Origin of the sequence: Paenibacillus sp. P36 (genome assembly GCF_045866505.1) — a bacterium.
In the GTDB taxonomy this organism is placed as follows: domain Bacteria; phylum Bacillota; class Bacilli; order Paenibacillales; family NBRC-103111; genus Paenibacillus_E; species Paenibacillus_E chondroitinus.
Genome location: NZ_AP038372.1, coordinates 8,013,532 through 8,026,605 on the forward strand (window position 1 = coordinate 8,013,532; position 13,074 = coordinate 8,026,605).

Consider the following 13,074-nt stretch of genomic DNA (forward strand, 5'->3'; position numbering starts at 1 on the left):
ATCTCTCCTCTATTTCTTCTCTACTTCATCCACTGGGTCAAAAGACGGCTCATTCGTCTGGAAGCCGACTGTCGTCAAGTAAAACCATTCCCCGTTCTCTTCCTGCTGAGAATCGAGTTCAAAAATAAGCGCACGAAACTTTCTAAGCCATTCCGCATATTTTTCTTTGCTCATTTTGACTTCGACCTGCGTCATAATGATTGGCCAATGCGCACGGTCAGCAGATGGAATTTGGAACGCCTCTTCCGGGGCATTAATCGCTCTGCGTCTGGCACGCGCAAGCACGCTCAAAGTTCTCTCACGGTAGTAGTTCTCTACCTCGGAAACATAGGGGAGCAGCGCTTCGCTAGGCACGAAGCCACGCGCGACGGCACGGTAAAACTTTTGAACGATACCATTCTTGAGTTCCGTACGTATCACTGAAATCAATCCATGCTTTTCCAGCTCATTCAAATGATAATGTACTTTGGCACGCGCCATTCCTAATAGTTTAGCCAATTGTTGGCCGGTATACGCTTTCTCGATGAGATAAAGCAGCACCTTGGCGCGCAGTGGATCACTTATCGTTTTTAATTGTTCTAACTCTTCAATAATATAGACCGGTTGCAGCTTCATCCTGGATTCGACCTCCCTCTCATGTACCAATTTTGCCGTGTAAACAAGCGTCTGTTGGTCAACTTTTAATCTCTTACGAGATTAATTAAACGACGGTCAAATCTTTTTAACCGTATCATAATGCGAAAAGGAAATCATGTCAATTGCCGTTTCTGCAATGCTCATCGACATCCCCCTCACTTAAATGTTTCAACGCGTTAACGAATTAACGAAGTTAAGCTTTATTCTCTATGGTAGCAAAAAGGGACGTTTCTGTCACCAAGAAAGGCGCAAAACGTCCCATAATTTTTAACTATAAATTTGGTTTCCCGCTTTACGGAACTCATTCGACTTTTCCTGCATCCCGCTGCTCACCGCCGATGCTTCATCCAGCCCCCGTGCATGCGCGTACTGCCTGATATCCTGCGTGATTCTCATGGAGCAAAACTTCGGTCCACACATGGAGCAAAAGTGTGCTGTTTTGGCGCCCTCGGCCGGCAGCGTCTCATCGTGGTACTCGACCGCTCGCTCCGGATCGAGCGAGAGATTGAACTGGTCGCGCCAGCGGAACTCAAAGCGCGCCTTCGACAGCGCGTTGTCGCGAATTTGCGCGCCCGGGTGCCCTTTGGCAAGATCGGCGGCATGCGCAGCGATCTTGTAGGTGACGACCCCAACGCGGACGTCCTCTTTGTTCGGGAGGCCGAGATGCTCCTTCGGCGTCACATAACACAGCATCGCCGTGCCGAACCAACCAATCATCGCCGCACCAATCGCGGAGGTGATGTGGTCGTAACCCGGCGCAATGTCCGTCGTCAGCGGTCCTAGCGTGTAGAATGGCGCTTCATCGCAGACTTCCAGCTGACGGTCCATGTTTTCCTTGATCATGTGCATCGGCACATGACCCGGCCCTTCAATCATCACTTGGACGTCGTGGCGCCAAGCGATTTTGGTCAGTTCGCCAAGCGTATCCAACTCAGCGAATTGCGCTTCGTCGTTCGCATCCGCGATCGAACCGGGACGCAGCCCGTCGCCGAGCGAGAAGGCGACGTCGTAGGCTTTCATAATTTCGCATATCTCTTCAAAATGCGTATACAGAAAGTTCTCTTGGTGATGCGCCAAACACCAGGCGGCCATAATGGATCCCCCGCGAGACACGATCCCCGTTACACGCTGAGCGGTCATAGGAATGTAACGGAGCAGCACGCCCGCATGAATCGTGAAATAACTGACCCCTTGCTCCGCCTGCTCAATCAGTGTATCCCGATACACTTCCCATGAGAGGTCCTCGGCCTTGCCGTTTACTTTCTCAAGCGCTTGGTACAAAGGCACCGTACCTACTGGAACCGGTGAATTGCGGATGATCCACTCGCGTGTTGTATGTATGTTTTTGCCTGTCGACAAATCCATTATCGTATCTGCGCCCCAACGGGTGGCCCACGTCATTTTCTCCACCTCTTCCTCAATGGAAGAAGCGACCGCGGAATTTCCGATGTTCGCATTGATTTTCACCAGAAAGTTGCGTCCGATGATCATTGGCTCGCTTTCCGGGTGATTAATATTAGAAGGAATAATGGCCCGGCCCAGCGCGACTTCTTTCCGCACAAACTCACTATCCAGATTCTCGCGAATCGCAATGTACTCCATTTCGGGCGTTATGATACCTTTGCGGGCATAATGCATCTGGGTTACGTTGCAGCCCGGCTTAGCTCGAAGCGGCTTTCGATTTAATCCCGGGAATACTTCCGCAGCTCCTCTTGCATCCGGCGAGGAAAGCCCGTTATCTTCCGGCTTTACCTCACGTCCCTCATAGGCTTCTACGTCCCCGCGTTCTTCAATCCATGGCAAGCGATTAGCCGGCAGCCCTTGGCGAATATTGGTATTTTGTTCCGTATCCGTATAAATACCGCTTGTATCATACACATGTACAGGCTCATTCGCTACTTCGTCGCCGTGAATATTCGTGGATGTCCCGAGCGAAATTTCCCTCACAGGTACTTGGATATCCGGTCTCGACCCTTGTAGATACACCTTTTTACTGCCAGGAAATGTAGAAACTTGAACGTCTTTCACGGGGCTGCTGTTATTGCTTGTTGTCACATCATGACCTCCTTTTAATGGGTAATTGTATAAACGACTACGGCATCTTTAAAATGCGATCCAGCTCCGACGCAGCGTCCTGCGGGGAGCGCGCGCCAGCGATCGCGCTCACAACCGCCACGCCATCCGCCCCTGCGCGGATGACGGGCAAAGCATTCGTGGCATCGATGCCCCCGATGCCAACCAAGGGTAGCCGGATGCCGCCTTCGCGCATCCGGGCAATCATGGCAGGCCCCTGGACCTCACGCGCATCGAGCTTCGTGCGCGTGGCGTATTGGGGGCCTACGCCCAGGTAGTCGGCGCCTTCGGCCAGCGCCGACTGCGCCTCCCCCAGATCGTGGGCTGACACGCCCACGATCATATGCTTCAGCCGCTGCCGCACGGCGGCGGCTGGGGCGTCCTCTTGGCCGATGTGAAGCCCATCGGCCTCCAGCTCTAGAGCAAGCCTTTCATCGTCGTTGACGATGAAAGGGATCCGGTGCTGCGCGCATAAGCGGCGCAGCCGGGCGCCCAGCTCGAGCAGCGCCGGCCCCTGCAGGGCCCCGGCGCCTTTCTCGCGGAGCTGAAACATCGTGATGCCGCCGGCAATCGCCGCCTCCAGCACCCCATAAGGGTCAGCCCCTCCGCAGTTCGGGCTGCCCATCACCAAATACAACCGCAGCGCTTTGCGCAGTTCTTCACTCGTCATCGCGTACCTCCAGCATAAACATCGTGACTCACTATAATCGTGTTGGAGGATACAGCAGCGCCCTCCTGCCTTTGCCCCCGCCCGTACGCCCAATGGTTCGTTGGCCCATGGCCGCTTCCGATATACAGCGGCTCGGCAATAGCGGCTTGGATGAAATTTTTGGCCAAATGCAAAGATTCAGAAGCTGGCAGACCCTGCGCAAGTCCAGAAGTAATAGCCGCAGCAAATGTGCAGCCTGTACCGTGTGTATGCGGTGTATGTAATCGTCGGGAAGAGTACTCTGTGAACGACTTCCCGTCATAGAGCAGATCCGTAGCATAAACCGAATCCGCTTCATGTCCGCCTTTGATCATCACATGCTGACAGCCGTATGCATGGATTTTTCTTGCTGCTTGCTGACGCGACTCGCTATCCGTGATCGATATCCCGCTAAGCGCCTCCGCTTCCGGAATGTTTGGCGTGACCACGTCAGCCAGCGGCAGCAGGTATTCAATCATGGCGTCTATCGCCTCTTGTTGAAGCAAAGAGGCGCCGCCTTTGGCGATCATGACGGGATCGACGACAACCCGCTCCCATTTGTAGCTTTTTATCGCTGCAGCAACGATTTGGATGATTTCAGACGAGAATAACATCCCGGTTTTGAGCGCATCCGGCCGCAAATCGGCTCCGATGGACGCTAGCTGCTGTTCCACTGCCTGAGCGCTCATCGGGAACACGCCTTGAACGCCTAACGTGTTCTGCGCTGTCACGGCCGTAATCACCGACATACCGTAGACGCCAAGCTCCTGGAACGTCTTTAAATCGGCTTGGATTCCTGCTCCCCCTCCGCTATCGGAACCGGCGATGGTCAGAGCTTTATATATGGACATCTGAGCTCCCCCTATCAGAATTAGTTACATTCAGCCCATCCTAAACCCGGCTAAAACCATCCATCGGACTGCTCGCAGAAGCATAACGTTTCTTCGGAATTCGACCTGCCTCGAAGCCGGCGCGTCCCGCTTCAATAGCGAGCTTCATGGCATACGCCATTTTGACCGGATCCTTGGCACCTGAAACCGCTGTGTTCAGCAGCACGCCATCTGCGCCCATCTCCATCGCCAGCGCTGCGTCCGAAGGAGCGCCTATACCGGCATCGACGATGACCGGCACCGTTGCTTGCTCAATAATGAAGCTCAGGTTGAGGGGATTGATAATGCCCTGTCCTGTGCCAATCGGTGATGCCCCCGGCATGATGGCATGTACTCCGAGCGCTTGCAGGCGCTTAGCCAATAACACGTCATCCGACGTATACGGCAGTACGATGAAGCCCTCTTCAAGCAGCATCTCCGACGCTTTTAATGTTTCAACAGGGTCAGGCAGCAGCGTCATTTCATCGCCAATCACTTCTACCTTAATCATGTCGCAAAGCCCGGATGCCTTCGCCAATTTGGCGATGCGCACCGCTTCTTCCGCTGTTTTCGCCCCGGCCGTGTTCGGCAGCAGCGTGAAGTTCGACACATCCAGCATGGATAAGAAATTCGGTTGGCTCGCCTCAAAAATGTTCATCCTCCGTACCGCAAACGTCAAAATCTGCGATTCGCTCACATCCACAGCCTGCTTCTGAATATCAAAATTCGGGAATTTGCCTGTACCTAACAGCAATCTTGAACGAAATTCATATGGACCGATTTTTAACATGGTTAATTATCCCCCTCCAACAAAATGAACGATTTCGATTTTATGTCCTTCCGATAACTCCGTTTTCACATGATCTTCTTTTTGTAAAATGTTCTGATTATGCTCGACAACGAGCATTTTCTCCTGCAGCTCAAAATGGGCTAGCAGCTCTTCAATCGTACGAATCGCATCCGGAACCTCTACGCTTTGGCCGTTAATGTGCAGCTTCAATGCTTTGCAGCTCCTCTCCTTGTAGTCGCCCACTTTCCAAGCGCTTGGACGTTCGCGACTGATCGGGGCAAAATGCTTCCAAATTGGGCTGTAAACTGCCCACGTCCTCGCCTAATACGAGCTGAGCGATAATCTTCCCTGTGATCGGGCTGAGCAAAATCCCGTTGCGGTAATGCCCGCAGGCCGCAAACAAGCCCTCATACATCGGGACTTTGCCGATGTACGGCATGCCGTCTGGCGTCTGCGGACGCAGGCCTGACCAAGCCTTCTCCCACTCGGCATCGCCGATTGCGGGCATTAATTGCTTCGCTCGCTCCATCAGCTCCGCGAGCCCTGCCAGCGACACCTTGCGGTCGTAGCTGTTCGGCACAACCGTGGCGCCTACGAGCAGCCGGCCTCCCGCTTTGGGGACAATATAGCACCCTGGCGTGAACAGGGTCTTCTGCAGCTCGCGCTTCTCCGTGAGTACCGAGAAGCACTCCCCCTTCACGGGATACACCGGCAGGTCGATCCCGCTGCTGGCAAGGAACTGGCCGCTCCACGTGCCGGCCGCCACAACAACGTGCTCGCTATACAGCGGCCCCTCGCTCGTCATTACGCCGATGACGCGATCGCGCTCCGTCAGCAGCCCTTGCACGTGGGCGAATTCCTGCAGCTTCGCCCCGAGCACCCGCGCCGCCTGCGCGAATGCCGCCGCCAGCTGCGGCGCCTCGACCTGCCCATCCTCGGGCAGGTACAATGCTCCGCGCGTCACTCGGCTCAGCGCGGGTTCGAGCGCTGAGGCTGCGGCTGCGCTCAGCCACTCCGCTTTTTCACCCGCTGCGCGCTGGAGCTTCTCCCTCGCGCGCAGCTCTTGCTCCTGATCGTCGCTGAGCGCGACGTTCAAAAGCCCTTCACGGACGAGACCGATGTCGATGCCCGTGAGGCTCCTCAGTTCCCCGCTCAGTTCGGGGAACATCGCTCTGCTTTGCCTGGCCCACTGGAACAGGGGCCCGGTGTCCGCCATCTCGGACTGCGCTCCGAGCATGCCGGCTGCGGCAGCCGAGGCCTCCGTCCCCAGCCTGCTGCGCTCCAGCAGCGTGACGGACTGGCCTCGCTTCGCCAAGTGATAGGCGATCGATGCGCCTATCACGCCTCCGCCAACGATGATAACGTCACTCGTATGCTTCAAGTCTCTCACCTCTAGTTTCTTCTTGCTGCTGCAACTCTTGGATGTAAGCTTTTACGGTTTCCATGGGGTCATCCGCCTCCCAAATGCCGCTCATCACCGCGATGCCGGAAGCTCCCGCAGCTAGAACAGGCCTTACTCTTGCAGGTGTTATGCCACCGATAGCGATGACCGGAATCGTTACCTGCCGGACAACATTCCCCAGTTGTTCAAGCCCTCTTGGTTCAACCCCCAGCTTTGAACCTGTTGCAAAAATATGCCCATACAAGACATAATCCGCCCCTTCGCGCTCGCGTTTGACAGCTTCCTCTGTGCTATGTACAGAGACTCCTGTGCGATGCGCGCTTGGATAGCTATCTCTTATCTTCAACAGCTGTGGAGAGCTTTCGGGAAGGTGCAAACCGCCAAGCCCTGCAGCAGTTGCCATCCAGGGGTAGCCGTTGATACAAAGTGTTTTCGCGGGTATACCTTGTTCCAACAAATACTGTACGCCCATAAAAACTTCATCCATCGGCTTATTTTTCTCTCGTATATGTATGGCCGTGACATAAGGATGGATCTGGGTTGCAATGGCAGCCATCTCCTTCCATGCCAACTTGCCATTCGATATCACATGCAGCTCGCGCTCGGACATGGAAGTCCGCCTCCTCACTTTTTGAACCGATGTATCGATAGGCAATTTAGCCTGGTGCGGCAATCAAGACGCAAAAAAACCACTTTTCCCAAGAAAAGTGGTTGTAGGTTGCCCGCATAATAAACATGCAAAAATGAGGCGCCAAAGTCCGGTTTCCACTTTCCTCCGCTGGTATGACCCAGTTCAGGTTCAAAGGGTTCAGATTGCTCTGTCTCAGCCTTGCGGCGCCCCTAGGGATACATTCGTATTCATTTGTTCATTATCATAACACGGTATCCAGTCGATGGAAATAAAAATTTCCAACCCATCTTATCCTAGTCACCCGAAGCTAATGCTCTTATAATAGGGAGAACGCAACCCTCGGCCTTTATTATCCATTGTCAGGAAGGATGAACACCCAGATGCTAGCTCAATTGAATCGCCAGCTGGAAAAAATTTTGCCACTCATCACGCCTGTCAGCGTACTTATCGGCGTTCTGCTCGGCAGTCATTTATCCGGCTTTACCTTCTTATCGCCTTGGCTGTTTGCCTTTATGACATTCTCGGGCAGCATCAGCTCCAGCTTCAAGGAATTTGTTAAAGTGATCGTCCAGCCCTTCCCACTTATCGCTACGCTGCTGATTCTACATGTTGGTATGCCGCTGCTTGCGCTTGGGCTCGGTCACGCCGTTTACAGCTCGGAACCATTAACCATCACAGGGCTCATTCTGGCCGCAGCCATTCCAACAGGGATTACAAGCTTCGTGTGGGTCGCCATTTATCGTGGAAACATCGTGCTGACTCTATCCATTATTCTCATGGATACCGTTCTTTCACCGTTTGTTGTTCCTTATACACTCTCTGCACTGGTCGGCACGAAAGTCCAGATGGACACTTTTGCCATGATGCAAGGTCTATTCTTCATGATCGTCGTCCCGTCCTTGCTGGGCATGCTCCTTAATCAATGGACGAAGGGCAAAATTAAAGAGCAGTGGAGCGGCCGTCTAGGTCCTTTTTCGAAAATATGCATGGGCATCGTTGTTGCGATTAACAGCTCCGTTATCGCGCCATACTTGCGTGATTTTAATGCCAAACTGCTTGGTTTGGCCGGTTTTGTACTAGCCCTCGCTTCCCTCGGCTACATCCTGGGATGGATCGTCGCCAAGCTGATGAAGTGGGAGCAGGACGTCGTTGTGGCGCTTACGTTTAACAGCGGGATGCGGAATATTAGCGCCGGCGCCGTGCTTGCTGTAGCGTACTTTCCGCCTCCGGTGGCGATTCCCGTTGTGCTAGGGATGCTGTTCCAGCAGTCGCTGGCGTCGTTATTCGGATTTCTTTTGAACAGAAAATACGCTTTGAAAACCGATAGACCTAATCTAACTGTGAATCGAGCTAAACAAGTTTAATGAGGAGCTGCCTGTGCAGCTTCTTTTTTGCATGCTCTTTTACACACTCAGCCATTTTTAAGCTAACATTTATCTCCTATTCAGCTTCCCTTCTCTTTTTTTTCATAATTACGCCGTACAATGAGAATGAAATGGAAGATTATCGATAGGAGTGGTACATAGACATATGAAAATTAAAATGAAACAAATAGCCGGCTTATGCATCCTTCTCCCCGCTTTGCTCAGCGGTTGCGGCAACCAAGCTTCCCCTCAGCAAGCAGCGGCAAGTACAGCACAACCTCAAGCGAGCGCACAAGCTTCACCGGATGCGAAGCAACAGGGGCAAAATCGTCCCGCTATGAGCCAGGCGCAGAGACAGTTGTTCAGCACCTTCCAAACGCTTCTTATGATGGACAAAGCTGAAGGACTTGCGATCACTAAGGACCAGGCCCAAGTCATGCTGCCCGTTGCGCAGGACATCGAAACCAAAGCTGAGCTCAGCGACGAGAACAAAACGAAGCTGCTCGAGAAGCTGACGGATGCGCAGAAGAAGTTCATCGACGACGCTGCGAGCAAGATGGCGAATATGGGCAATGGCGGTGGAAGAGGCCAGGGAGGTAACGGCGGCAATCCAGGCGATGGCACACGTGGCAACTTCAATGGGCAAAAAGGCGCGAAACCGGACGCCTCAGGTGCACCTTCCCCTTCGGCTTCACCGAATGCAGCGGCCGGTTCGGACGGCGCAAACGCTGGGAAACAGCCTCGCGCGAACGGTGGCAACGGCGGCAATCGTCCTGCCGGTGGCAATGGCGGGCAAATGATGAAAGATCCGGGCAAACAGCTTGTGGAGCTTTTGCAGGAGAGAGTGAAGTAAAACAGAGGCATCATCTTTAGAGGAACTTCAGGCCGTCCTTCATCCGTATGGTGAAACATCGGTGAAACCGGGCGCAGGCCCGCGGAATTTGGTGTATAGCGCTGACAGCGTTTCCGCGCTGCAAAGCATTTTGACGTTGCCGGAAGGCTTCAGCGGTGAAACGCGACTCGGTTTGCCTAGTGCTGCCAACAGCCAATTGTAACGGACCCCACAGGCGCTATTTCCAATAAAATAGCCTGATTTTTGAGCTAACGGACTCCAGAAGCGTTATTGCACCTCAAAGCAGTGAAAAACGCTGCCACAGAGGTAAATAGCGGCTACTGTGTCCGTTAGATTTTGAAAAGGGCTCTATTTCATCGAATAGCGGCACCTGAGTCCGTTAGCGCATAAGCAGGCTGCATGCTGAGCAAGGCCATGGCCATCGTGGTGGCAGCAACATAACGAAAAAAGGGCTTCCCGTCGGTAGATTTCTCTACATCCGGGACAGCCCTTTTCGGCGTTGATGGTTAACCTCTGAGTGCCTGAACAACCTGCTCGGCATCCGCCTCACCGCTAGCCACCAGCTCAACGTGATCGGCAAACATATCACACATATAAACGAACAAGCTTAAAATCTCCAGCACTTCCTCACTGTCAAAAGAACGCGCAGCCGAGATGCTGTACACATAGCGGTAATGCAGCTCATTATGCTCATTAATGCCAAAATGGCCAATCGGCAACCGCGTGTTGATCTCAAGCAGCACGGCGGCAACCTCATCGCGCTTACCTTCTTCGAGATGAAAAGGAAGCGTGCTGTATATTTGCAGCAGCTGAATCGCTGCAATCTCTTCATCGTTCAAAGGTAAAAAGCTAAAGTGCAGGAACCGTTCCCGCTCCTTTTTATCCTCTTGAAAACCGGCCATCAGCACGTGAAGCGGAATCGCGTCTGATTTCTCCAACAAATTGGTGGCAAGGCCTGTCTCATCCAAAATCTCTTTCAAAAGTCCTAATTGCGCGAAATGACGCTCGTGTACATGATCTGGCAGCATATCCGTCCGCCCTCCTACTTTCTTATGCCCAATGCTTTAACTAGGCTGCTTAATCCATTCAAATGCACTTCAAATTCATTCATCTGCTTACCCTATAATCTGCTCATTCTTAACTTTCTCAAGTGCAAATATACTTCTTCCCAAAGCTTCTATGCAAATGTGAACGGGATACAGGGATACACTTACCCACTCCCCACACGCGAAAAAGCAACAGGCGACATCATTATCCCTGTTGCTTATAGATTCACTTTATTTGCCGCCACGCTGTTGGATGACATGCGTTAACTCATGTCCAAGCAGCTCCTGACCTTCGCGCGAATCCGGGTTATAGCGTCCTTCACGGAAAAAGATATCATTCCCTGTCGCAAAAGCTTCCGCCCCTAACGAAGCATTCATCTTCGATGACTGTGGATTATTATGGATGTTAACATTGCTGAAATCCGCATTAAAGGCCGATTCCATCTTAGCCTGAATTTGCGCGTCCATTTTACTACCGCTGCCTTGCATGGATTTAATCTCGGATTCAATGGAAGCATCCGCCTCAAACGCTTCGCCGTCAGACGACTTCATCTGCAGCTCTTCCTCTTCCATCTCTCCGCCTTCGCTCCGCTGGATCGTCTCCGAAGACGGCTTCATCTGCAGCTCTTCCTCTTCCATCTCTCCGCCTTCGCTCCGCTGGATCGTCTCCGAGGATGGCTTCATCTGCAGCTCTTCCTCTTCCATCTCTCCGCCTTCGCTCCGCTGGATCGTCTCCGAGGACGGCTTCATCTGCAGCTCTTCCTCTTCCATCTCCCCGCCTTCGCTCCGCTGGATCGTCTCCGAGGATGGCTTCATCTGCAGCTCTTCCTCTTCCATCTCCCCGCCTTCACTCCGCTGGATCGTCTCCGAGGACGGCTTCATCTGCAGCTCTTCCTCTTCCGACTCTCCACTTTCGCTCCGCTGCACATCAGCGGACGCTCCGCTATTTTCCGAGGCTGCGATTTTGTCCGCCACTTCTTTGCCAACTTGATCCGCCTCTTGTTCATAAGCGTCTCCTGCCGGCCCAACCGTCAGTTTCGTCTGTATGGACAGCATGCTGCCTACCGCTTTATTCCCAATAGCCCGTTGTATATTCATGAGATCTGCTACTGCAGACTGCCCTTGTGAATGACTCTTATTACGATGTTGATTGTGCAGGGAAGTATCTGGCTGCCTGTTGATACGCGATAGATGCATTGGCATATGAACCCTCCTAGAATGGTCGTACTGAGTAAAATGCCATCAATTGACGGCTTGCGCCCCATCATTATCCGTATCTGAGCGCATGATGTCATCTAGTTTCACTATATCATACCTGCTGATTTTTGAGGTTACATTTTGTTTGGTTTTCGATCTATGATGAGCACGGCAATATCATCCGATTGGATGGCGCCATTTGCGAAATGGTCAACATCCTGGGTCATCTGTTCCAGAAGATGTGCCGGCTGGCTCGACAACTCCTTTTGTAAAAGCTCATGAAGTCGCGAGAAGCCATATTGCTCTTGCTGCCGGTTTTCTGCTTCCGTAATGCCATCCGTATACATGATCAGGCGGTCACCCTGATCAAGCGTCACTTCGTTATCCGCATAAAGCATGTCATCCATGACGCCAAGCGGAAGTCCCTTTTTCCCCTTCAGCTGTTCCACATCGCCGTTACCACGGACAATGTATGGCGGACAATGACCGCCGTCACTGTACTGCAAACGCCCCGTGTCTATATGAAGCACACCGCAGAAAATCGTCGCAAACATCGTCGAATCGTCCTTATACAACTCTTGATTCACGGCTGTAAGCAGCTCTCCAGGCGACATATCCGGGCTCATTTTCCCCTTGAGCAAGGTCATCGTAACCGCCATGAACAACGCCGCAGGAATCCCTTTATCCGATACATCCCCCAAAACGAAAAACAGCTTATCGTCGCCAAGTCGAAAATAATCGTAAAAGTCGCCGCCGACCTCACGTGCCGGACGAATAAATGCCCTTGCTTCCGCCGTAGTTTCAGTGGCATCCGCCGTCAAGTACAAGCCTTGACGTGGCAAGAAACCCATTTGAATGTTGGTTGCGATGCGCAGTTCGCTTTCCATTCGTTCTTTGGCAGCCGTCGTTTTCTCCAAAACGTCGTAGAGCATGGCATTTTCCAAAGATGCCGCGATCGGAGAAGCAATGGACTCTAGTAGCTGCAAATCACGGTCGGTAAAATGCACATCCTCGCGCTTGTTCAGCACCTGCAGCACGCCGATAATTTTACCTTTGCTCACCAGCGGCACGCAAAGCATGTTACGCGTCGGATAATCGACGCGTTTGGCGACCTTCGAGGACCAGCGTTCGTCCTGCGCTGCATCGTCGATTTTGACCGATTGGCCGGTCTGAGCCACCCAGCCGGCGATGCCTTCGCCGATTTTGAGGCGAATTTCGCGGACTTCATCGCCTTTTTCACCAAGCGCAAGGTCGAAAAACAGCTCATCTTTTTCCTCATCGACCAAGATGACGGAAGAAGCTTCTGCATTCATGATGCGGGAGGAGGTCTCCATGATTTTGATCAGCAAATCCTGTTTGTGAATCGTTGAGTTCACTTCCAAGCTGACATCGAACAGCTGCATCGTCCGCTGAAGCTCCAGATCAGCCGTCTTGCGCCTTCGTTCGCTAAGCTGCCATACGATGCCAATCACCAAGCAAACAAGAAGAAGAGCACCTACGACGATATTCATTTCGTACGCCTCCC

The 13,074-nt window shown here is 52.7% G+C and carries 14 protein-coding genes and 1 riboswitch; of the genes, 3 read left to right on the forward strand and 11 right to left on the reverse strand.

Annotated features, from left to right (window positions below; genetic code table 11):
* Positions 1-9 precede the first annotated feature (9 nt).
* The 8 genes from ACKTT9_RS35090 to ACKTT9_RS35125 all read right to left on the reverse strand — a co-directional run bounded on the left by ACKTT9_RS35090 (position 10) and on the right by ACKTT9_RS35125 (position 7,068).
* On the reverse strand, positions 10-615 hold the full coding sequence (locus tag ACKTT9_RS35090) for a helix-turn-helix domain-containing protein (protein WP_127453793.1): 606 nt from the start codon (positions 613-615) through the stop codon (positions 10-12).
* A gap of 288 nt (positions 616-903) precedes the next feature.
* The gene (gene thiC, locus ACKTT9_RS35095) at positions 904-2,691 is read right to left on the reverse strand and encodes a phosphomethylpyrimidine synthase ThiC (RefSeq protein WP_407869642.1); all 1,788 of its coding nucleotides are present in this window, start codon (positions 2,689-2,691) and stop codon (positions 904-906) included.
* Positions 2,692-2,728: 37 nt separating this feature from the next.
* Positions 2,729-3,379, reverse strand: a complete 651-nt coding sequence (gene thiE / locus ACKTT9_RS35100) for a thiamine phosphate synthase (RefSeq protein WP_407869643.1) — start codon at positions 3,377-3,379, stop codon at positions 2,729-2,731.
* Positions 3,376-4,248: a bifunctional hydroxymethylpyrimidine kinase/phosphomethylpyrimidine kinase gene (thiD, locus tag ACKTT9_RS35105; protein WP_407869644.1), complete on the reverse strand. Its 873-nt coding sequence runs from the start codon at positions 4,246-4,248 to the stop codon at positions 3,376-3,378. The genes thiE and thiD overlap by 4 nt, the downstream gene beginning before the upstream one ends.
* Positions 4,249-4,288: 40 nt before the next feature.
* Positions 4,289-5,056 carry a thiazole synthase gene (locus tag ACKTT9_RS35110; protein WP_315953022.1) on the reverse strand — a complete coding sequence of 256 codons (768 nt, stop codon included), beginning with the start codon at positions 5,054-5,056 and terminating at the stop codon, positions 4,289-4,291.
* A 6-nt stretch (positions 5,057-5,062) separates the two neighbouring features.
* Positions 5,063-5,266 carry a sulfur carrier protein ThiS gene (thiS, locus tag ACKTT9_RS35115; RefSeq protein ID WP_127458742.1) on the reverse strand — a complete coding sequence of 68 codons (204 nt, stop codon included), beginning with the start codon at positions 5,264-5,266 and terminating at the stop codon, positions 5,063-5,065.
* A complete protein-coding gene (thiO, locus tag ACKTT9_RS35120; protein ID WP_407869645.1) occupies positions 5,250-6,437 on the reverse strand; it encodes a glycine oxidase ThiO in 1,188 nt (395 codons plus the stop codon). The genes thiS and thiO overlap by 17 nt, the downstream gene beginning before the upstream one ends.
* Positions 6,421-7,068 carry a DUF561 domain-containing protein gene (locus ACKTT9_RS35125; protein ID WP_407869646.1) on the reverse strand — a complete coding sequence of 216 codons (648 nt, stop codon included), beginning with the start codon at positions 7,066-7,068 and terminating at the stop codon, positions 6,421-6,423. The genes thiO and ACKTT9_RS35125 overlap by 17 nt, the downstream gene beginning before the upstream one ends.
* A gap of 143 nt (positions 7,069-7,211) precedes the next feature.
* Positions 7,212-7,310, reverse strand: a riboswitch (TPP riboswitch).
* 159 nt (positions 7,311-7,469) lie between these two features.
* Between ACKTT9_RS35125 and ACKTT9_RS35130 the strand changes: the two genes are divergently transcribed.
* From ACKTT9_RS35130 to ACKTT9_RS35140, 3 genes are all read left to right on the forward strand, one after another.
* Positions 7,470-8,453, forward strand: a complete 984-nt coding sequence (locus ACKTT9_RS35130; RefSeq protein WP_407869647.1) for a bile acid:sodium symporter family protein — start codon at positions 7,470-7,472, stop codon at positions 8,451-8,453.
* A 166-nt stretch (positions 8,454-8,619) separates the two neighbouring features.
* The gene (locus ACKTT9_RS35135) at positions 8,620-9,306 is read left to right on the forward strand and encodes a hypothetical protein (protein ID WP_407869648.1); all 687 of its coding nucleotides are present in this window, start codon (positions 8,620-8,622) and stop codon (positions 9,304-9,306) included.
* Between the two features lie 61 nt (positions 9,307-9,367).
* Positions 9,368-9,508 (forward strand): hypothetical protein, encoded by a 141-nt coding sequence (locus ACKTT9_RS35140; RefSeq protein ID WP_407869649.1) that lies wholly within the window; start codon positions 9,368-9,370, stop codon positions 9,506-9,508.
* Between the two features lie 304 nt (positions 9,509-9,812).
* Here the strand turns inward: ACKTT9_RS35140 and ACKTT9_RS35145 are convergent, their stop codons facing one another.
* The 3 genes from ACKTT9_RS35145 to ACKTT9_RS35155 form a co-directional block, all read right to left on the reverse strand.
* The gene (locus ACKTT9_RS35145) at positions 9,813-10,334 is read right to left on the reverse strand and encodes a YbjN domain-containing protein (RefSeq protein ID WP_407869650.1); all 522 of its coding nucleotides are present in this window, start codon (positions 10,332-10,334) and stop codon (positions 9,813-9,815) included.
* 249 nt (positions 10,335-10,583) lie between these two features.
* Positions 10,584-11,555, reverse strand: coding sequence for a DUF4157 domain-containing protein (locus tag ACKTT9_RS35150; protein ID WP_407869651.1), 972 nt, complete (start codon positions 11,553-11,555; stop codon positions 10,584-10,586).
* A 128-nt stretch (positions 11,556-11,683) separates the two neighbouring features.
* Positions 11,684-13,060 (reverse strand): PP2C family protein-serine/threonine phosphatase, encoded by a 1,377-nt coding sequence (locus ACKTT9_RS35155; RefSeq protein ID WP_407869652.1) that lies wholly within the window; start codon positions 13,058-13,060, stop codon positions 11,684-11,686.
* Positions 13,061-13,074: the final 14 nt, after the last annotated feature.

Excerpts from the sequence above, each read along its gene's own strand:
- ACKTT9_RS35090 (WP_127453793.1), bottom strand. The coding sequence starts at position 615 with ATGAAGCTGCAACCGGTCTATATTATTGAAGAGTTAGAACAATTAAAA.
- thiE (WP_407869643.1), bottom strand. The coding sequence starts at position 3,379 with ATGACGAGTGAAGAACTGCGCAAAGCGCTGCGGTTGTATTTGGTGATG.
- thiD (WP_407869644.1), bottom strand. The coding sequence starts at position 4,248 with ATGTCCATATATAAAGCTCTGACCATCGCCGGTTCCGATAGCGGAGGG.
- ACKTT9_RS35110 (WP_315953022.1), bottom strand. The coding sequence starts at position 5,056 with ATGTTAAAAATCGGTCCATATGAATTTCGTTCAAGATTGCTGTTAGGT.
- ACKTT9_RS35125 (WP_407869646.1), bottom strand. The coding sequence starts at position 7,068 with ATGTCCGAGCGCGAGCTGCATGTGATATCGAATGGCAAGTTGGCATGG.
- ACKTT9_RS35130 (WP_407869647.1), top strand. The coding sequence starts at position 7,470 with ATGCTAGCTCAATTGAATCGCCAGCTGGAAAAAATTTTGCCACTCATC.
- ACKTT9_RS35135 (WP_407869648.1), top strand. The coding sequence starts at position 8,620 with ATGAAAATTAAAATGAAACAAATAGCCGGCTTATGCATCCTTCTCCCC.
- ACKTT9_RS35145 (WP_407869650.1), bottom strand. The coding sequence starts at position 10,334 with ATGCTGCCAGATCATGTACACGAGCGTCATTTCGCGCAATTAGGACTT.
- ACKTT9_RS35150 (WP_407869651.1), bottom strand. The coding sequence starts at position 11,555 with ATGCCAATGCATCTATCGCGTATCAACAGGCAGCCAGATACTTCCCTG.
- ACKTT9_RS35155 (WP_407869652.1), bottom strand. The coding sequence starts at position 13,060 with ATGAATATCGTCGTAGGTGCTCTTCTTCTTGTTTGCTTGGTGATTGGC.